Source organism: Streptomyces sp. NPDC057950 (genome assembly GCF_042887295.1).
Classification (GTDB): domain Bacteria; phylum Actinomycetota; class Actinomycetes; order Streptomycetales; family Streptomycetaceae; genus Streptomyces; species Streptomyces kaempferi.
Window position 1 is genome coordinate 97,252 of record NZ_JBHVPP010000005.1, and the last position, 18,951, is coordinate 116,202.

The window sequence follows — 18,951 nt, forward strand, 5'->3', positions numbered from 1 at the left end:
CCGGATCAGCCCTGCTGCTGGAGGAGCCGGTCGCAGGCCCTGACAGCGTTGTCGAGGGCCGCCTTGGGGCTCTCCTTGCCTTGGAGTGCCTTGGCGACCTCGTTGCGCAACGCGGTCTTCATCTGCTCGCTGAAGAGGACTGGCGTGTAATTGACCGCGTTCTTCAGGGACTTGGCGGCGGCGATCCGCACCCGCGTCTCGTCGGTGCCGTCCTCCTTGGTGAAGTACGGGTCGTCCAGCGAGCCGGCGGTGCTCGGGAAGATCGCGACCTTCTTGGCGAAGGACATCTGGTTCCGCGCGTCGGTGACGAAGTGGGCGAAGGCGACCGCGGCCGGAGTGTGCTTGGTGCGCGAGTTGACCATCACGCCCATGACGTACATGTTCACCTTGCCGGTGCTGGTGATCTGGTCCGTGATGCCGATGTTCCTGTACAGGTTGGGCGCCTGCTTCTTGAAGTTGCCGAGGTCCAGGGCGCTGCCCGGGTTCATGGCGACGGCGCCGGTGAGGAACTTCTTGCCGGACGACTCCGGGGTCGCGGTGAGCGCCTGCGGGTCGAGCGCCTTCGCGTCGTACAACTCCTTGTACTTGGTCAGGAGTTCGACGCCCTTGGCGTCGTCGAAGGCGAAGGCGGTGCCTTCCTTGTTCATCAGCCCGACGCCGTAGCGGCCGAAGTCCTCGATGGTGGGCACGTTGGCGAGGGTGGCGACCTTTCCGCCGCTCCTGTCGGCCAGCCGCAGCGCGTCGGAGAACAGTTCGTCGTAGGTCGTCGGCGGTTCGGAGGCGTCGAGTCCGGCCTCCTTGAACAGCGACTTGTTGTAGAACAGCGGGCCGGTGTTGAGGTACCAGGGGAAGGCGTACGTCCCGGTCATGCCCGGTATCCGATGACCGGCCCAGGCGCCGTCCAGGTACTCCTTCTTGTACTGGGCGGCCGACTTGTCGAGGTCCAGGGCGAGGCCCGCCTTGGCGAGCGGGGCGACGAGGTCCGGCGAGACGTTCACGACGTCGGGCAGGGTGCCGCCGGCCGCGTCCGCGCTGATCTTGTCGGCGTAGCCCTCGGCGGGCTGGTCGACCCACTTCACATGGGTGTCCGGGTACTTCTTCTCGAAGTCCGCGACCACACCCTCGAAGTACGGCTTGAAGTTGGCCCTCAGGTTCCAGGTCTGGAAGGTGATGTCGCCCTCGATCTTGCCGGAGGCGTCCGTCGAGCCACCGCCGCCGTCCCCGGAGCCGCAGGCACTCAACGGCAGGACGACGGCGACGGCGGCAGCGGCGGCGAGAACTCTGCGGGAGATACGCACGGATGGGGCTCCTCTGCGGTGGGGGGCGAGTGGTGCCGGGGCAGACCTTGCATGCAACTCGCCGGGCCAGTCAATGGATTTGGCCCAGCTAAACTCTTTAGTAAGGAAACATGGCTGGTCACAGACGTGCGACCAACCTCTTGCCATCGATCACTAATGCGCTTTAGATTGCCTCAGCTCAAGCGCATTAGTGCGTGGTCTCAGCAGAACGGGGAGCAAGGTTGCCAGCCAAGCGGCCACCCGCGCGCCGGCCGACGATGAAGGACATCGCGCAACGCGCCGGGGTCTCGCAGAGCGCGGTCTCCTTCGCCCTCAACGACCGGCCCGGAGTCTCCGAGATCACCCGCGACCGGGTGCGCCGGGTCGCCGAACAGCTGGGCTGGCGACCGAGCACGGCGGCCCGCGCGCTGTCCGGCGAGGGCGCCGCCACGGTCGGGCTCGTCGTCGCCCGTCCCGCCGACACCCTGGGCGTGGACTCGTTCTTCCTGCAGCTGATCTCCGGCATCCAGGAGGTACTCGCCGAGCGGCATCTGGGGCTGCTCTTCCAGGTGGTGGAGGACGTCGGCGACGAGTGCGCGGTCTACCGGCGCTGGTGGGCCGAGCACCGCGTGGACGGGGTCCTGGTGGTCGATCCGCGCACCGACGATCCGCGCCCCGACCTGCTGGAGGAACTGGGCCTGCCCGCGGTGGTGATCGGCGGTGTGCCGGACACGCGCCACCCCGGGATGTCCACGGTCTGGGCGGACGACGCGGGCGCGATGGCCTCGGTGGTGGGCGAGTTGTACGCGCTCGGGCACCGCCGGATCGCGCACATCGCGGGCCTGCCGGGACTCGCCCACACCGAGCGGCGCATCCGCACCCTGCGCGCGGAGGCGGAGCGGCGGGGGCTGTCCGAGGTGCGGTCACTGACCACGGACTACTCGGACTCCGAGGGCGCCGCCGTCACCCGCCGGGTCCTGGAGAGCGGCGCGCCGCCGACGGCGCTGGTCTACGACAACGACGTGATGGCCGTCGCCGGGGTCGCCACCGCGACGGAACTGGGCTTCCTGGTGCCGCGTGACGTGTCCGTCGTGGCCTGGGAGGACTCGGCGCTGTGCCGCATGGTCAGGCCGTGGCTCTCCGCGCTCTCCCGCGACACCGTGGAGTTCGGGCGCACGGCCGCGCGGGAACTGACGGCGCTGCTGGACGGCGGCCCGGCACGGACGGTCCAGGTGCCGGTCCCCCGGCTGATCGGGCGCGAGAGCACGGGGGCCGCCGCCGGCCTCTGACGGAAGGGCGGCCGGTCTCCGGGCCACGCGTGCCTCCGCAGAAAACCGTTGGCGGCCCACGGGAACCCCTGCTACTTTTCCGGAGGCCGTGCGAGAGAACGAGGAGGTGGTACCCGTGGACACAGTATCGACATGGGTGCTCCCCTCCGGGGTCACGGTCGGGCGATAGGTCGTCCGGGAGCGCCGATCACGCGCACTCCCGAAAGGCACGACCATGCGATTCACTTCTGAACGGCGTTTCGACGACGGCGTCCTCGAACGCGAATTCACCCTCGGCGAGATCCCCGGCATCCTGTGGACGCCCGCGTCCTCGCCCACGCCCGCGTCCTCGCCAACGCCCGCGCCCACGCCCACGCCCACGCCGCTGATCCTGCTCGGGCACCCCGGCGGACTGCGGAGGATGTACCCCCGACTCGCGGCGCGGGCCCGGCGGTCGGCTGCGGACGGCTTCGCCGCGGTCACCGTCGAGCTCCCCGGGAGCGGTGACCGGCCCCGCCTGCCCGCCCTCGAACAGGCACGCGCCGACCTGCACCGGACGCTGAAGTCCGGCGAGCCGGTCGGCGACGAGATCATCGACGCGCTCGTCCTCCCGCTGGTCGAGAAGGCGGTGCCGGAATGGCGGGACAGCCTGGACGCCGTCCTGTCGCTGCCCGGACTCGGCGGCCCGGTCGGGTACTCAGGGGGAGTGATCTCCATCGGGACCCGGCTGGCGGTGGTCGAGCCGCGCATCTCGGCCGCCGTCCTGTTCGCCGGGAGCTTCGTTCCCCGAGCCATGTTCGAGGAGGCCCGACAGGTCACCATCCCCCTGCACGTCCTGCTGCAGTGGGACGACGAGGGGAACGATCGGCAGTCGTCCCTGGACCTCTTCGACGCCTTCGGCTCCAAGGAGAAGACCCTGAACGCCAACATGGGCGGGCACGCGGGTGTCCCGGAGTCCGCGGGCGACGCCGCGGCCCGGTTCTTCACCCGGCACCTGAGGTGAGGCCCGGCGGTCGGTGGACCGTCGGGTCGTCCGGCGGCCGGTGGACCGTCAGGTCGTCCGGCCGCCGGTGGACCGTCAGGTCGTCCGGCCGCCGGTGGACCGTCAGGTCGTCCGGCCGCCGGTGGACCGTCAGGTCGTCCGGCCGCCGGTAGACCGTCAGGTCGGACCACCGGCGGTCGGTGGACCGCATCAGCCAGGACGCCCTTCGTCGAGGGTGGGCTCCGGCTCTCCTCGACGGTGGCGGCCCGCCGATGCGGTACCGCTCCGATCGTGGCGGTACCGGCCACCGGCGGTACCGCCCGGCCGGGGCGGCATCCGGCCGGGCGATGCTTCCCGGGGGCCGGCCTCCGGTCACCGCTCCTCCCCGGTCCGGGGCCGCGTACCGGTCACCGGCGCTCGGCGGTCCCGGTCTGCCCACCCGTCACCGGTCCCCGGTCCGTGCGCGCCGTCGGCGGGGACGGCCGCCGGCGCGCGGACCGGGCGCGTGCGGACCATCCGCGGGCGGCGCCGTGGCGGTCACGGTCACGGCGCCGCACGCGCCCGGACCCACCCGCGTCGCGGGACCCGTCCCGTCCCACGGCCGTGCTCACCGGTGTCCGCCCAACCGCACCGGCGTCAGCTACGCCACTCCACCTTGAACACCCAGACGTACTGGCCGGACCTGCGGGCCACCGCCGGCACGTCGATCACCAAAGCCCCGTTGCGTACCGTCCAGTTGAGCGGCCGGTCGTGGCCGAGCAGGGTCACCCGGTCACCGCCGCGGACCGGCACCGGCGCCTCGACGGTGAGGGTGGCGCCCGGCTCGGTCAGCGAGTGGATGTAGAAGGCCTCGTTCTGCCGCACGGTGAACCGCAGGTCCTCACCGAGCTGCGCCATCCGCGACCAGTACGTCGTGTCGTAGATCGCCTCGCCGTTCACCTTCAGCCACCGGCCGGTCTCGCGCAGCCGGGTCTGCATGATCTCGGGGATGGTGCCGTCGGCGCGCGGCCCGATGTCGAGCAGGAGGTTGCCGTTCTTGGAGACGATGTCGACGAGGCTGCGGACCACCTCCTCGGCGGTCATGTAGGCGGCGTCGGGGGTGGCCCGGTTGTAGCCGTAGCTGAACGGGTCGAGGCCCCGGCTGGACTCCCACTTGGCGACGACGGTGTTCTCGTAGGTCGTGTACTCGGGGGTCGTGAAGTCGTGGAAGCCGATGCCCGAGCGATTGTTGACGGTGACCTCGTAGGGCTTCGGCCGGTTCTTGCCGTGGTTGAAGTACTCGGCGAGCACCCGCGGGCTGTCGTTGGCCCCGCCGATGTCGCACCAGATGACGGACGGGTCGTAGCCGTGGATCAGTTCCAGCATCTGCGCGGCCTGATAGTCCTTCACATAGTCCTTGCCCGCGGCGTATCCGGTGTACGGGACCGGTTCCCGGGTGTACGGATTGCGCGGGGCGTGGCCCGACCAGGGGTTGTCGGGGTTGAACCACTCGGGCATGGAGAAATACAGGCCGCGGTGCAGCTCGGGCGTGAACCGCCGTGAGGCGTCGAAGAGTTCGCGGACCAGGTCGCGCCGCGGACCCATTTTCACGGCGTTGCGGTCGGACACCCGCGTGTCCCACAGGGCGAAGCCCTCGTGGTGCTTGGAGGTGAGGACGTGGTACTGGGCGCCGGCGTCCCGGAACAACTCCACCCAGGCGCGCGGATCGAAGCGGTGGGCGGTGAACATCGGGATGAAGTCGTCGTAGGCGAAGTCCTCCCCGTACTTCTCCCGGTGATAGGCGTACACCGCGTTGTCCGGGTTCTGCAGGTTGTTCCAGTACCACTCGGCGTACTGCTCGCCCACAGGTGACCAGGCGGGTACCGAGTAGACGCCCCAGTGGATGAAGATGCCGAACTTGGCGCGGTGGAACCAGTACGGGGCCTGGTGACCGGCGAGGGACTCCTCGGTCGGGAGGTAGTCGGGCACGCCGAGGGTCAGTGTGCGGCCGACGCTGGCCGCCTGCCGGCCGCGGCCCTCGACGACCACCGTCCCCTCACGCGCGGTGCCGGGTGCCGTGCCCACCCGGTTGCGGATGCCGACACGGACCCGTGCCTGCTCTCCGGGGTCGAGGCGGGTCACCCGCGCGGGCTCGACGGTGCGGGCACCGGGCACCTCGACTCCGACCGTCACCCGGTCGCCCGCGAGGACGGCGACCGTTCCGGCGTTGACGACGGTGGCCTCCACGCTCTGCGCGCCGCTCGACTCCAGCAGCGAGAAGGTGGAGTGCGCGTCCCGCAGGGCCAACGCCCGCCCCTGGGCCACCGGTTGCAGGGAGAGGGCGAAGACGTGCAGCGCGGTCTGGTTCTCCCCGGCGGGCCGGGTGGTCGGCAGCGTGAGGGCGACCGCCTCCCGCCGCGGGTCGATCCAGACCTCCGCCGTGCCGATCCCGACGCTGTGCTCGTCCTTGCCGCCGTCCGGCCGGTAGCGGTACGGGGCGGACAGCGAGCCGCCCGTCGCGTACCAGTCCGCGCCGCCGAGCCCGGCGGTCGTCGTCGAACCGTCGGCGTAGTGCACGGTGGCCGTGCCGGAGGCGTCGCCGTAGCTGCCCGCCGTGAGGAACAGGGCCGAGAGGTAGCGGCCGCGGGGGAGGTCGATGCGTTGGCCGAGGGCGACCACGTTGTTCCGGGCGCCCGCGGCGGAGGACGGGAAGAGGAAGGCGATGCCGTCCACCTCGACCGGGCCTTCGGGGAGTTCCTCGCCGGGGAAGCTGTAGCCCGAGCCGTCGAAGTCGCCGCCGGGGGCGGCCGCGCGGCCGATGCCGTCGTTGTCGAAGTGGGCGTCGAGCGGTACGGGGAGCGGGGCGGGGACGGGAACCCACTGCCCCGCCCGCCCGTCGGCCGGTCCGGCGGCTCGCGCCCCGGTCGCGGCGGTGAGGGGAAGAGCCGCCGCGGCGGCGGCGGCCGCGGTGGCTCCCAGAACCTGACGTCTTGGATACGTACTCATGAGCGGCTCCAATTCATCGGATGTCTGATGATGAGACGGGTTCCGATGACTGTCAACGAGGCCCGAAGAACGGAGAGTTGGCGTAGTGGTCGGATGACCTGGTGCCGCTGACGGCCCGCCGGACGGTCGCCCCGTGAAATGTCCACGGGAACCGGGGTGAATGTCCCAGCGCGTCAGCCCTCGACGCGGCACCCCGCGCCCCGGCACAGTGCTCCTCGTACTCACCAGTAATTCCGCGTCCCCGAGGAGCATCCGTGAGCAGTTGGGCCGGCCGGACCGCCACCGAGATCGCCGCAGCCGTCCGCGAGAAGCGGATCACCCCCCGCGAGGTGGTGGCCGAGCACCTCGCCCGGATCGAGCGGCTCGACACCCGGGTCGGCGCCTTCCGGCTCGTACGGTCCGAGGCGGCGCTCGCGGAGGCCGACGCGCTGGCCGCCCACCCGGACCTGGCCCGGCTCCCCCTCGCGGGCGTGCCCGTGGCCGTCAAGGACAACCTGCCGGTGCGCGGCGAGTCCTGTCGGCAGGGCTCCGCCGCGACCCCGGACGCCGCCGCCGAGGAGGACCATGTCACCGTGGCGCGGTTGCGCGCGGCGGGCGCCGTGGTGGTGGGCCTGACGAACGTGCCCGAGCTCTGTGTCTTCGGCACCTCGGACAGCGTGTACGGCATCGCCCGCAACCCGTGGGACACCTCGCGCACGGCCGGCGGTTCCTCGGGCGGCGGCGCGGCCGCCGTCGCAGCCGGGATGGTGCCCCTCGCGCTGGGCAACGACGGGATGGGGTCGCTGCGCATCCCGGCGGCCAACTGCGGCCTGGTCGGGCTGAAGCCGGGGCACGGCACGGTCCCGGCCGGCATCGGCCACGGCGACTGGTTCGGGATGTCGGAGAACGGGCCGCTCGCGACCACCGTGGCGGACGCCCGCCTGATGCTGGCGGTCCTGGCGGACATCGAGGCGGTACGGCCCTCCGGGAACCTCGTCCGGAAGGTGGCGGTCTCCGTACGCAGCCCGCTGGCCGGTGTGACCGTCGGCCACCGGTACGCGACGGCGGCACGGGAGGCGGCCGCGCTGCTGGCCGGGGCGGGTCACCAGGTGCGGCCCTCCGACCCCCCGTACCCGCTCTGGCTGGGCACCACCTCGCTCGCGCACTGGACGGCGGGGACCGCGGTGGACGCCGCGGACCTCGATCCGCGCCGGCTCAGCCGCCGCACGCGTGTGCACGCCGCCGTGGGGCGCCGCTTCGTGGCCGGTGTGCGCACGGGTGAACGGCGTGAGCAGTTGCGCGCACGCCTGACGCCGTTCTTCGAGGAGCACGACGTGCTGCTGACCCCCGCGCTGGCCCGGCGGGGACCTGCCGCCGCGGCCTGGCACGAGCGGGGCTGGCTGCGCAACCTGCTGGCCAACACGAACTACTCGCCGCTGACTCCGCCCTGGAACCTCACCGGGTGGCCCGCGATGGCGGTGCCGTTCGGGACCCTGCCGAGCGGCGCCCCGTGCGCCGTCCAGCTGGTCGGGCGGCCGGGCTCCGAACTGGAACTCCTGGAGCTGGCGGGACAGTTGGAGGAGCTGCGTCCGTGGAGGCGGACGGCGCCGCTGGACTGAGACCGCTCAGTGTCACCGGCCCGCCGGGAAGGGACGGCCATGACCACCGGGAGCCGCTCCGGCCATGGACCGCCATTCAGAGCGCGCGGTACATGATGTGCAGTCCGACGCGCCCGTGCCGGGGGTGCTCGTAGGCGTCCGGCACGGTGGCCAGCACGGTGAAACCGAGCGAGGTCCACAGTGCGACGGCGGGGTTGGTCTCCACGACGGCGTTGAAGACCATGCCCCGGTAGCCGTCGGCCTTGGCGACGGTCAGGACGTGCTCGGCGAGCGCGCGGCCGATGCCGCGCCCCGCGTGGTCGGGGTCGACCATGAATCCGGCGTTGGCGATGCGGTCGGCGGGGCCGCCGTAGTTCGGGGTGACGAAGGCCGAGCCGACGACCGTGCCGGCGGCGTCCTCGGCGACGTACACGCGCTTGCCCGGCGCCATCCACAGGGCACGGGCCGCTTCGGCCGGGGTGTCGGGGTCCCAGGTGTAGCTCTCGCCCGCGGCGACGATGCGGTGCCAGAAAGGCCAGATCCGCGGCCAGTCGTCGGTCACGGCTTCTCTGATCGGCATGGGCGTGAGTCTGGCACGCCCATGCCGTCAGCTGTCGCGAGGGGGTCTCGCGCCGGGTCGGTCAGTCGACGCTGGGCAGGATGTGGGGCTCGGCGAGGTCGTCCTCGTAACCCGCGAGGCGGATCGGCGCGGACCTGGCCCACACGTCGAGGCTTCCCAGCTTCTTCTCGGGCCGGCGGCCCGCGCGCTCCGTGCGTTCCTTGGGGCGATCGCTATTCGTCTTCTCCGGTGTCACCGCGCACTCCTTATGTGTCGGGTCACCCTCGGGACGTGCAGGGGCCAGTCTGTTTCCGGCCGCCTGACGCCCGCTCGGGTCTGAGTCGAAGGCAGTTAGGGACGCGGTGGCGCCGGTAACTCGTGTGAGAGCAGGCCGTGGTGACCGGCTGTCCCGGGACGGACCATGGGTGTGGGTGGGACCCCTTCAGGCTGTCCGTCGGTACAGGGTAACCAAATGAGCGGATGCCCGCTCTATGGGGCTGAAAACACGAGGTAACCGTCTCGCGTCGATCGGCGTTCCCCGTTCGCTGATCTGCGTCTATTTGACGACTTGTCTCCCGTTCACATCACTCGTTCGGCGTAGCGAAGGCACCCACCTCCCCTCGGGACGAATCCGCGGATTCGCGCCGGCACCCCCGCCGACCCGCCGGAACGCTCCGATTAATACCCCCAGGGGGTACAGTCGCGCGGACAGCCCGGAAGTAGCCCACTGGGAGGGAGCGAAGCCGATGCACGCGATCCTGCACGCGCTGTCCATCGCCGGGTCGATGACCTGGGAGATCACCTGGGCGCTGATCCTGGGATTCACGCTGTCCGCCGTGGTCCAGGCGGTGGTGCGGCGCGCGACGGTCGCACGGCTGCTCGGTGACGACCGGCCGCGGACGCTCGTCCTGGCCGCCGGCCTCGGCGTGGCGTCCTCGTCCTGCTCGTACGCGGCAGTGGCGCTCGCGCGCTCCCTGTTCCGCAAAGGCGCGAACTTCACCGCGGCGATGGCGTTCGAGATCGCCTCCACCAATCTCGTGGTCGAACTCGGCGTGATTCTGGCTCTGTTGATGGGCTGGCAGTTCACCGTCGCGGAGTTCGTCGGCGGCCCGGTCATGATCGTGGTGCTCGCCGTGCTCTTCCGGATGTTCCTGCGCGAGCCGCTGCTGCGGCAGGCCCGGGAACAGGCGGACCGGGGACTCGCCGGGTCCATGGAGGGCCACGCGGCGATGGACATGTCGGTGCGCGGCGAGGGCCCTTTCCATCGCCGGCTGTTCTCCGGCGCGGGCTTCACCTCGGTCGCGCACGTGTTCGTCATGGAGTGGGCGGCGATCCTGCGCGACCTGGTGGGCGGGCTGCTGATCGCCGGCGCCATCGCCGCCTGGGTGCCCGACTCGTTCTGGCGCTCCTTCTTCCTCGACGGACATCCGCTCGCCGCGAAGCTGGTCGGGCCCCTGATCGGGCCGCTCGTGGCGATCGCCTCCTTCGTGTGCTCGATCGGCAACGTGCCGCTGGCCGTCGTGCTGTGGAAGGGCGGCATCAGTTTCGGGGGCGTGGTCGCGTTCGTCTTCGCCGACCTGCTGATCCTGCCGATCCTGAACATCTACCGGAAGTACTACGGCCTGCGGATGACGGGCTTCCTGCTGGTCACCTTCTACGGGGCCATGGTGGTCGCGGGGTACGTCGTGGAGATCCTCTTCAGCGGCCTCGGGCTCGTCCCCGACCAGGCCGACGCCCGGATTCCCATGGAGGGCGTCTCCTGGGACTACACGACCTGGCTCAACATCGCCTTCCTGCTGCTCGCGGCGGCGCTGGTATGGCGCTTCCTGCGCACCGGCGGCCCGATGATGCTGCGGACCATGGGCGGCTCCGCGGAAGCGAAGGAGCGCCCGGACCACGCGGGTCGTGACCACCCGCACGGCCACCGCTGAACACGGCGCGCAGTTCAGGTCCCGTTGGCCGGTTCGCAAGCCGGCCATGCTGTGCTGGCGCCCGGCAACGGCTTTCTCGCGGAAGGACCGACGCATGGAGCTGCGCAGCGTCGAGGAGCTGATGGATCTGCTGCACGCCTGCCGGGACACCCGGCCCGCCGCGGACGGCAGCGGCGGCCCGGTCGATGTGCACGACCACGCGCTGCAGACCGCGGCCCTGTTGCGCCGCAGTCATCCCGCCGACAAGGAACTCCAGGTGGCGGGTCTGGTCCACGGCATCGGCCGGCTGCTGCGCCCCGGCGACGCCACCGCGCACGCCCGGCCGGCGCCGGAATGGGTGCGGCCGCTGCTCGGCGACCGCGTCTCCCGTCTGGGACGCCTCCACTCCGGCGGACGGCCGGACCCCCGCGACGCCGACGACGCGCTGAGCCTGCGCCATGCCTGCGACGCGGGCCGGGTCGCCGGACTGCACGCCGGGGTGCTGGAGGACTGGCGCACCGTGGTGGAGCTGGTGGCGGCGCGGAACTCCCGGCTCGGGGCTGTCGACTGACGGTCCGTCATGAGACGGTACGCGGATGACGTCACCGTACGGACTGCGGGGCAGGGCCGCCATCGTCACCGGAGCCTCGCGCGGGATCGGGCTGGCCGTCGCCGAGGAACTCCGCCGGGCGGGGGCACGGGTGTGTGTGACCGCCCGGGACGCGGACGCGGTGCGCCGGGTGGCCGAGCGGCTCGGCGGGGTCGCGCTCGCCGGTTCGGTCGCCGATCCGGCGCATCTGAGAGCCGTGACCGAGCTGGCGCTGCGCGAGTTCGGGCGCATCGACCTCGTGGTCAACAACGCCGCGACCAATCAGCCGTACGGCCCGCTCATGGACGTCGACCCGGACCGCTGGCGGGCGGCGTTCACCGTCAACGTCGAGGCCGCGCTGCGGTTGGCGCAGTACGCCTGGCACGGCTGGATGGGTGAGCACGGCGGCGCGATCGTGAACGTGTGCACGGAGGGCGCGGACCACGCGGGGCCCCACGTGGGCGCGTACGGCACCAGCAAGGCGGCCCTGCTGCACCTCACGCGGCAGCTCGCGGGCGAACTGGCACCGGGGGTCCGGGTCAACTCCGTCTCCCCCGGACTCGTCCGCACCGAGATGGCGCGCTTCGTCTGGGAGGACGCCGAGGACGAGCTCGGGGCCGGGCTCCCGCTCGGCCGTATCGGCCGGCCCGAGGACGTCGCGCGGGCGGTGGTGTGGCTGGCCTCCGACGCCGCCGAGTGGATCACGGGCGCCGATCTGCTGGTCGACGGCGGGACCCGGGTCCGGGCCGCGCGCGGGGCCGGCTACGCCCTGCACGACCGTTTGCGCTCCCGCGCACCGGACGGCGGCCGCTGAGACCCGCGCGGGCGCCGTGCGCACGCCGTCCCGGGCCCCGCGGCACCTTCCCCGGGGTCCGGTGGTCCGAAGGCGCGGGAGATGACCGCCGACGCCTTCGCGGGGAACGGTCCGGGCGCGGCCTCACCCGCCGCCCGTGACCACCCGCGGCCCGCGCACGGGCCGGACCAGCACTTGCCGGGCCGGACCACCGCTTGACGGGCGGGACCAGCACTTGACGGCGGGACTACCACTTGCCGGGCGCGTAGTCCTTCATGAAGACCCCGTAGAGCTCCTCGCCCTGTTCGCCGCGCACGATCGGGTCGTACACCCGGGCCGCGCCGTCGACGAGGTCGAGGGGGGCGTGGAAGCCCGCGTCGGCGAGGCGCATCTTGTCGGGGTGCGGACGCTCGTCGGTGATCCAGCCGGTGTCGACGGCGGTCATCAGGATGCGGTCCTTCTCGAACATCTCCTGGGCGCTGGTGCGCGTGAGCATGTTCAGCGCGGCCTTGGCCATGTTGGTGTGCGGGTGGCCCGCGCCCTTGTAGCCGCGGTTGAAGACGCCCTCCATCGCGGAGACGTTCACGATGTACGTCCGCTCGGCCCGTGCGGCCGCCATCGCCGCGCGCAGGCGGCTGATCAGGATGAACGGCGCGGTGGAGTTGCAGAGCTGGACCTCGAGCAGCTCGACCGGTGTGACCTCCTCGACGGCCTGGATCCAGCTGTTGGTGTCGTGCAGGTCCGGCACGAGGCCGCCGGCGTCGATGGCCGTACCGGCCGCGATCCGCTCCAGCGACGCGGATCCGGAAACCAGCGCGAGGTCCGTGACGTCCTGGGCGGTCAGCGCGCCGCCGCCGGGGACCGGGAGCGCGGCCACCGCGCCGGAGCCGAAGGTGCCGATGACCTCGGCGGGCGGCAGCTCGCCGGCGGGCAGCGGGCCGGACTCGGCGGCGAGCAGCTCGCCATAGGCCTGGGGCGAGCGGCGTACGGTCTGGGCCGCGTTGTTGATCAGGATGTCGAGCGGGCCCGCGGCGGCGACGGAGTCGGCGAGCGCGACGACCTGCGCCGGGTCGCGCAGGTCGATGCCGACGATCTTCAGCCGGCCGATCCACTCGTCGCTGTCGGGCATGGCCTTGAAGCGGCGGATCGCGTCGTTCGGGAAGCGGGTGGTGATGGTGGTGTGGGCGCCGTCGCGCAACAGCCGCAGCGCGATGTACATGCCGATCTTGGCGCGGCCGCCGGTGAGCAGCGCGCGCTTGCCGGTGAGGTCGGTGCGGGCGTCGCGGCGGGCGCGGTTCTCAGCCGCGCAGTCCTGGCAGAGCTGGTGGTAGAAGTAGTCGACCTCGACGTAGCGCGTCTTGCAGATGTAGCAGGAGCGCGGGCGCTGGAGTATCCCCGCGATCTCGCCGGCCTCGGTGACGGACGAGGGCAGGATGCCCTCGGTCTCGTCGTCGATGCGCTGGGCGGAGCCGGTCGCGGTGGACTCGGTGACGGCCTTGTCGTGGGCGGTCTTGGCGGCCCTGCGATCCTGGCGGCGGCGCTGTTTCACCGTGCGGTAGATGCCCGCGGTGGCACGGCGCACGGCGATGGCGTCGGGGTGGTCGACGTCGATCCTGTCGAGCTCGTCGAGCACGCTGAGGCAGACGGCCAGCCGCTGCGGGTCGATGCCGGGCCCGTACGCCTCCGCTGCCGTGTCGACGGCGGAAGCCGCCCGGTCGTCCTCTGCCGTGTCCACGGCGAGAGCCGCCTGGCCGTCCTCTGTCACCGTCATCGCCGTTGCCGCTTCCTGGGGTTTTCGCGCCGCGCTCGAACCGCGCTCGCTTTCGAAGGCGGAATTTTACGGAGCAAGGGGGCAAGGCGCCAAACCCGCGGTGATCACCGGCCGCTCAGGAGCCGCAGGCGATGATCAGCGTCTCCACCTCCTCGGTCAGCGCGCGGGCCAGCCGGTGCAGGTCCGGTACGGCCTCCCCGTCGGCGACGAGCCCGTAGTGGACCCGCCCGCGGAACGTCGAGACCGCCACCGCCAGTGCCTGCCCGCGGGCCAGCGGCGCGAGCGGATAGACCTCGGCGAGCGGGCAGCCGCCGAGCTTCAGACCGAGGCTGGGCAGCGGCACGCTGGTGACGAGGATGTCGAAGAGCAGCCGGGCCGCCTGGCCGACGACGGGGCCGCCGAGACGATGGCCGAGCGGCGGCACGTGGTCGGCGAGCAGCGCCACGGCGCCCGCTCCCCGGTTGGGGCCCGCGTCCTTGTTGCGGTCCATGGCCGTACGCACCGCGCGCAGCCGGCCGACCGGGTCCGGGTCGTCCACCGGAAGCCGTATCAGGTAGCCGGAGAGCCGGTTGCCCTGTGGGTGCGCGGTGCGCGGGCGGCGCCGGGAGACGGGGATCAGGGCCCGGGGGGCCACGCCCTCGCTGCCGTCGCCGCGCTCGTCGAGCCAGGTGCGCAGGGCGCCCGCGACGACGGCGATCAGGACGTCGTTGACGGTGCCGCCGACGCTCTTGCGCACGCGGTGCACGTCGTCCAGGTCGAGGGAGACGCCCGCGATGCGGCGGGTGCCGGTGGGGCGCGAGGTCAGTGCGGGTGAGGAGCGGACGCCGAGGGTGGCGCGGGCGACCGAGGTCCCGATGTCCAGGGCGCGGCCCACGTCGGAGAGGGTGCCGCGGACGAGTCCCGGCAGCCTGCGGACGTCCGGGAAGAGGCTCCGTGGCGGCTCCGCGGGCCGTGGACGGGGTTCCGGCATGTCCACCGGGTCCATGAGGGCGGCGGCGAGCATCAGCGCCCGCAGCCCGTCGGCCAGGGCGTGGTGGAACTTGAAGAACACGGCGAACGAGGTGCCGTCCTCGCCGGGCAGGACGTGTGCCTCCCAGGGCGGCCGGCCGCGCAGCAGCGGGCGCTCCATGAGCCGTCCCGCGTCCGTGTGGAAGTCCGTGGTCGGCGCGTGCAGCCGGACGTGGTCCAGGGGGTCGAAGTGGGGCGCGGGTTCCCGGGTCGCGCTTCCGAAGGTCGGCGGATAGACGAGAGGCTGCCAGACGTCGCGGATCCGCATGCGCAGCCCGGGGACCCCGGCCGCGCGGGCCGCGAGCAGGTCGGCGGCGTGCGCGCCCGCGGTGGGCGAGTGCGCCGTGAAGACACCGAGGGCACCCAGGTGCATCGGGTGCTGGGCGGACTCGATGTTCCAGAACGCCAGGTCGAGTGGTGCGAGGAGATCGGAAGTCAAGGGCTTGCTCTCGCGTCGACGACGGTTGAGCAAGCAGTCAAACCCCGAGAGGCGATTACGGTCAAGTACGATCAAGCTACGCACAGTTAACAGCAGATTAAGCCCGGCCACTAAAAGGAGGGTCGGACACAAGGGACACTTGATGTCAGTTCACACCCAAGGGCCCCAAAGATCCCCCAGAACCCCAGCCGGACGGCTCAGCGCCGAGAGTGAACGCGTCGCGCCGAGACGGCACTCGGCGGCAGGGGCCGGATCCGCACGCCCACGCGAAGCGCTCGCCACGCACGGCCGTACGGGGCATCAAAACCGTACGGCCGTACGAGAGTCGGTCGGATCTCCGGATGTCCGCGCACTCCGGCGGCCCGGACCGGGCGGCCGTCGGTGCGGGCGGCGGGTCTACGACACGAGCCGGCCCTTCCCGAGCGCGATCACCCCGTTCCCGGAGACCGTGTACAGCTCCCCGTCCCGCTCCGGGTTGACGCCGATCGTCGCGCCCGGCGGCACCTCGACGTTCTTGTCGAGGACCGCCCCGCGCACCACCGCGCCACGCCCTATGCGGACGTTGTCGTGCAGGACGGAGCCCTGGACCACGGCGCCCGGATCGACGAGGACCCCCGGCGAGAGCACCGACCGCGTGACCTGCCCCCGGATCAGACAGCCCGCGCTGACGATCGACTCGCTCGCGATGCCCCCGGCGCTGAATCTCGCCGGTGAGAGCTGACCGGAGTGCGTGTAGATGGGCCACCTGCGGTTGTAGAGGTTGAAGGCGGGGCGTTCGGCGATCAGGTCCATGTGGGCGTCGTAGTACGCGTCGAGCGTCCCGACGTCGCGCCAGTACCCCTGGTCCCGGGTGGTCTCCCCGGGGACGTGGTTCTCGCTGAAGTCGTACAGCCGCGCCTCGCCGCGCTCGGTGAGCATGGGCAGGATCGACCCGCCCATGTCGTGCACCGAGTGCTCGTCCTCGGCGTCCCGCTGAAGCGCCTCCACCAGGGCCTTGGTGGTGAAGATGTAGTTGCCCATCGAGGCGAAGACGCAGCCGGGGTCGTCGGGCAGTCCCGGCGGATCGGCGGGCTTCTCCAGGAAGCCCCGCACGGTCTGCCCGTCGGAGCCGGGGGTGATGACACCGAACGAGGAGGACTCGGCGCGCGGCACCCGTATCCCCGCCACGGTCACGCCCGCGCCGCTCTCGATGTGCTGGGCGAGCATCTGCCGCGGGTCCATGCGGTAGACGTGGTCGGCGCCGAACACCGCGATGTAGTCGGGCCGTTCGTCGTACACGAGGTTGAGGGACTGCAGGATCGCGTCCGCGCTGCCCAGGTACCAGCGCGGGCCGAGCCGCTGCTGGGCGGGGACCGGCGTGACGTAGTTGCCGAGCAGGCTCGACATCCGCCACGTCGTCGTCACATGCCGGTCCAGCGAGTGCGACTTGTACTGCGTCAGGACGCAGATGCGCAGGATGTCCGCGTTGACGAGATTGGAGAGCACGAAGTCCACCAGGCGGTACGTGCCGCCGAAGGTGACCGCGGGTTTCGCGCGGTCCGCGGTGAGGGGCATCAGACGCTTGCCCTCTCCGCCCGCGAGTACGATGCCCAGTACCGAAGGCCCCTCCCCCAGGTCCCGGCTCCACTCGCCCAGGGGGTGTCCCGTTCGCCGCATGCCGCCGCCCCTCTACGCCCGCTCGGGCCGCGTCCGGTTGCCGGACGGGGCCCTGTTGCCGAAGTACGCCTCTTCGATGGTTACCCCGCTTTGAGGACTTCCTCGTACAACTGGACGGTCCTTCGGGCCACCGCGTCCCAGCCGAACTCCCGTACCGCGCGCTCCTGTCCGGCCTCGCCCATCCGCCGGGCGGCCAGGGGATCGGCGAGAACCGAGTCGAGGGCGCGTGCCAGCGCGGCCTCGAAGTCCTGATCGACCGTCACCAGAACACCCGTCACCCCGTCCTCGACGACCTCGGGAATGCCGCCGACCCGGGACGCGACGACGGCCGTTCCGCAGGCCATCGCCTCCAGGTTGACGATGCCCAGCGGCTCGTAGACGGAGGGGCAGACGAACACGGCCGCGTGCGTGAGGAGTTGGATCACGTCCTGGCGCGGCAGCATCTGCGGGATCCAGTGCACCCCCTCGCGGACGCCGCTCAGTTCCTGGAAGAGTTCGCGGAACTCCCGGTCGATCTCGGGGGTGTCGGGGGCACCGGCGCACAGCACCACCTGCACGGCCGGATCGATGTCCCGCACGGCGCGCAGGAGTTGGGGGACGCCCTTCTGCCGGGTGATACGGCCGACGAACAGTACGTAGGGGCGGCCGGTGTCGACGCCGATGCGGTCGAGGACGTCCGTGCCGGGATCGGGCCGGTAGAGGGAGGTGTCGATGCCGTTGTGCACGACCCGCACTCTCGCCGCGTCCAGGGCCGGATAGCAGGTAAGGATGTCCTCGCGCATGGCTCCGGAGACGGCGATGACGGCGTCGGCGGACTCGATGGCGGTGCGCTCGGCCCAGCTGGAGAGGGCGTAACCGCCGCCGAGCTGCTCGGCCTTCCAGGGGCGCAGCGGCTCCAGGGAGTGCGCGGTCATGACGTGCGGGATGCCGTGCAGCAGCTTGCCGAAGTGGCCGGCGAGGTTGGCGTACCAGGTGTGCGAGTGGACGAGTTCGCGGCCTTCGAGGGCGGCGGCGATGGCGAGGTCCACGGAGAAGGTGCGCAGGGCGTCGTTGGCGCCGTCGAGCGAGGACCAGGGCCGGTGGCGCACGACGCCGTCCGCCGAGCCCTCGCCCCAGCAGTGCACGTCCAGCTCGGTGAGCGCGCGCAACTCCCGGGCGAGGAACTCGACATGGACGCCCGCGCCGCCGTACACGTCCGGCGGATACTCCCGGGTCAGCAGTCCCACTCGCACACAGAACCCCCCGTCGTTCCGGTCGGTGTCCCTCATGGTCACCCACAAGGAGCGCGCGCGGAAGACCACGGCCCTCAGGAACGGGGCGTTGTTCCCCCGCGGCCCCCGGTGCGGTCCGGCGGCCGGTCGAAGCAGCAGTCGCCGCAGAGGCCGCCGCCGGGCAGGCGGTAGTAGAGACAGCAGCTGCGGCGGCGGAGGGTGCGCGGGTCGAGGGTGCCGGCCGCACCGGGCCCCCGGAGGAGGCCGACGGCGAGGGTGCGGGCCCGGTCGGCCACGTCCGTGCGGCCGTGGGTCCGGGCCCAGCGGTCCAGCTGGCGCCAGGCGCCCGCCAGCGCGGAGGCCGCGTTTCCCCGCAGCAGGCCCCGCGAGACGCGGTACCGGGACCGCAGGGCGGTCTCCAGCGGACGGAGATGGCCCTCGCCCACGACCGTCCCGATCGCGGTCACGGGCAGGACGCGCACCTCGGACAGCCACAGGTCGTCCGGAGCGCTGCCGTCCGGGTCCCAGCGCAGCAGTTCCGGATCGAGGTCGGGCAGGTGCCCGTAGACCGCCGCGGCGCCCAGCGCGATCGACCAGAGGCGGGCCGCCAGCGCCTGCTGCGCCACCGACACCGCGACGCGGGGTTCGGGGGCCCGCAGACCCTCCGCGACCTTCCGGACACGGAAAATTATCGGATCTCCGTAAACCTCTCCGGGCTGATCGACTTCCGGCGCCGCGTACGTCCGGGCGAGGGTCGGCAGCGGCCCCCGCGGCGGCACGCCGGTGCGTAGTACGGAGAAGCCACCGAGCGCGTCGAGCGCGGCGAGATCGGGGTCGAGGTCCACGAAAACCAGTAGTACCAAGTCCCCTAGGGGATTTCACCGGCGGGCCTCCCCCTCCTGTCGCCCACCCAGGGGAGGACACGG

At 71.9% G+C, this 18,951-nt stretch carries 16 protein-coding genes; 6 read left to right on the forward strand and 10 right to left on the reverse strand.

Annotated elements, in window-relative coordinates; genetic code table 11:
* Positions 1–5: 5 nt before the first annotated feature.
* Entirely contained in the window at positions 6–1,298 is a 1,293-nt protein-coding gene (locus ACFVTC_RS11150) for an ABC transporter substrate-binding protein (protein ID WP_390126301.1), read from the reverse strand.
* A gap of 221 nt (positions 1,299–1,519) precedes the next feature.
* Here ACFVTC_RS11150 and ACFVTC_RS11155 point away from each other — a divergent pair, with 221 nt between their 5' ends.
* A complete protein-coding gene (locus ACFVTC_RS11155) occupies positions 1,520–2,566 on the forward strand; it encodes a LacI family DNA-binding transcriptional regulator (protein WP_390126302.1) in 1,047 nt (348 codons plus the stop codon).
* A 214-nt stretch (positions 2,567–2,780) separates the two neighbouring features.
* Positions 2,781–3,548: an alpha/beta hydrolase gene (locus ACFVTC_RS11160; protein ID WP_390126303.1), complete on the forward strand. Its 768-nt coding sequence runs from the start codon at positions 2,781–2,783 to the stop codon at positions 3,546–3,548.
* Here the strand turns inward: ACFVTC_RS11160 and ACFVTC_RS11165 are convergent.
* Positions 3,529–3,738, reverse strand: coding sequence for a hypothetical protein (locus ACFVTC_RS11165; RefSeq protein ID WP_390126304.1), 210 nt, complete (start codon positions 3,736–3,738; stop codon positions 3,529–3,531). The two genes, ACFVTC_RS11160 and ACFVTC_RS11165, sit on opposite strands and share 20 nt — an antisense overlap.
* A 425-nt stretch (positions 3,739–4,163) precedes the next feature.
* Entirely contained in the window at positions 4,164–6,512 is a 2,349-nt protein-coding gene (locus tag ACFVTC_RS11170) for an alpha-L-fucosidase (protein WP_390126305.1), read from the reverse strand.
* A 254-nt stretch (positions 6,513–6,766) separates the two neighbouring features.
* Here ACFVTC_RS11170 and ACFVTC_RS11175 point away from each other — a divergent pair, with 254 nt between their 5' ends.
* Positions 6,767–8,110, forward strand: a complete 1,344-nt coding sequence (locus ACFVTC_RS11175) for an amidase (RefSeq protein ID WP_390126306.1) — start codon at positions 6,767–6,769, stop codon at positions 8,108–8,110.
* A 76-nt stretch (positions 8,111–8,186) separates the two neighbouring features.
* On the opposite strand, the gene ACFVTC_RS11180 is transcribed toward ACFVTC_RS11175, so the two are convergent.
* Positions 8,187–8,669, reverse strand: coding sequence for a GNAT family N-acetyltransferase (locus tag ACFVTC_RS11180; protein ID WP_390126307.1), 483 nt, complete (start codon positions 8,667–8,669; stop codon positions 8,187–8,189).
* Between the two features lie 61 nt (positions 8,670–8,730).
* The gene (locus tag ACFVTC_RS11185; protein ID WP_168531311.1) at positions 8,731–8,904 is read right to left on the reverse strand and encodes a hypothetical protein; all 174 of its coding nucleotides are present in this window, start codon (positions 8,902–8,904) and stop codon (positions 8,731–8,733) included.
* A gap of 490 nt (positions 8,905–9,394) precedes the next feature.
* Between ACFVTC_RS11185 and ACFVTC_RS11190 the strand changes: the two genes are divergently transcribed.
* The 3 genes from ACFVTC_RS11190 to ACFVTC_RS11200 all read left to right on the forward strand — a co-directional run bounded on the left by ACFVTC_RS11190 (position 9,395) and on the right by ACFVTC_RS11200 (position 11,961).
* Complete coding sequence (locus ACFVTC_RS11190) at positions 9,395–10,579, forward strand: permease (RefSeq protein WP_390126308.1); 1,185 nt, start codon at positions 9,395–9,397, stop codon at positions 10,577–10,579.
* 94 nt (positions 10,580–10,673) lie between these two features.
* Positions 10,674–11,129, forward strand: coding sequence for a hypothetical protein (locus ACFVTC_RS11195; RefSeq protein WP_390126309.1), 456 nt, complete (start codon positions 10,674–10,676; stop codon positions 11,127–11,129).
* Between the two features lie 25 nt (positions 11,130–11,154).
* Positions 11,155–11,961, forward strand: a complete 807-nt coding sequence (locus ACFVTC_RS11200) for an SDR family oxidoreductase (protein ID WP_390126310.1) — start codon at positions 11,155–11,157, stop codon at positions 11,959–11,961.
* 226 nt (positions 11,962–12,187) lie between these two features.
* On the opposite strand, the gene ACFVTC_RS11205 is transcribed toward ACFVTC_RS11200, so the two are convergent.
* From ACFVTC_RS11205 to ACFVTC_RS11225, 5 genes are all read right to left on the reverse strand, one after another.
* Positions 12,188–13,711, reverse strand: coding sequence for an SDR family NAD(P)-dependent oxidoreductase (locus tag ACFVTC_RS11205; RefSeq protein WP_390126311.1), 1,524 nt, complete (start codon positions 13,709–13,711; stop codon positions 12,188–12,190).
* A gap of 115 nt (positions 13,712–13,826) precedes the next feature.
* Positions 13,827–15,158 (reverse strand): wax ester/triacylglycerol synthase family O-acyltransferase, encoded by a 1,332-nt coding sequence (locus ACFVTC_RS11210; protein WP_390126312.1) that lies wholly within the window; start codon positions 15,156–15,158, stop codon positions 13,827–13,829.
* 396 nt (positions 15,159–15,554) lie between these two features.
* Positions 15,555–16,814 carry a glucose-1-phosphate adenylyltransferase gene (gene glgC, locus ACFVTC_RS11215; protein WP_390126313.1) on the reverse strand — a complete coding sequence of 420 codons (1,260 nt, stop codon included), beginning with the start codon at positions 16,812–16,814 and terminating at the stop codon, positions 15,555–15,557.
* An 80-nt stretch (positions 16,815–16,894) separates the two neighbouring features.
* Entirely contained in the window at positions 16,895–18,046 is a 1,152-nt protein-coding gene (gene glgA / locus ACFVTC_RS11220) for a glycogen synthase (protein ID WP_390126501.1), read from the reverse strand.
* 74 nt (positions 18,047–18,120) lie between these two features.
* Entirely contained in the window at positions 18,121–18,888 is a 768-nt protein-coding gene (locus tag ACFVTC_RS11225) for a (2Fe-2S)-binding protein (protein WP_390126314.1), read from the reverse strand.
* Positions 18,889–18,951 lie beyond the last annotated feature (63 nt).

Bases quoted from the DNA above. Each gene is read 5' to 3' on its own strand.
- ACFVTC_RS11160 (WP_390126303.1), top strand. From the start codon at position 2,781: ATGCGATTCACTTCTGAACGGCGTTTCGACGACGGCGTCCTCGAACGC.
- ACFVTC_RS11165 (WP_390126304.1), bottom strand. From the start codon at position 3,738: ATGCGGTCCACCGACCGCCGGTGGTCCGACCTGACGGTCTACCGGCGG.
- ACFVTC_RS11170 (WP_390126305.1), bottom strand. From the start codon at position 6,512: ATGAGTACGTATCCAAGACGTCAGGTTCTGGGAGCCACCGCGGCCGCC.
- ACFVTC_RS11180 (WP_390126307.1), bottom strand. From the start codon at position 8,669: ATGCCGATCAGAGAAGCCGTGACCGACGACTGGCCGCGGATCTGGCCT.
- ACFVTC_RS11190 (WP_390126308.1), top strand. From the start codon at position 9,395: ATGCACGCGATCCTGCACGCGCTGTCCATCGCCGGGTCGATGACCTGG.
- ACFVTC_RS11195 (WP_390126309.1), top strand. From the start codon at position 10,674: ATGGAGCTGCGCAGCGTCGAGGAGCTGATGGATCTGCTGCACGCCTGC.
- ACFVTC_RS11200 (WP_390126310.1), top strand. From the start codon at position 11,155: ATGACGTCACCGTACGGACTGCGGGGCAGGGCCGCCATCGTCACCGGA.
- ACFVTC_RS11205 (WP_390126311.1), bottom strand. From the start codon at position 13,711: ATGACGGTGACAGAGGACGGCCAGGCGGCTCTCGCCGTGGACACGGCA.
- glgC (WP_390126313.1), bottom strand. From the start codon at position 16,814: ATGCGGCGAACGGGACACCCCCTGGGCGAGTGGAGCCGGGACCTGGGG.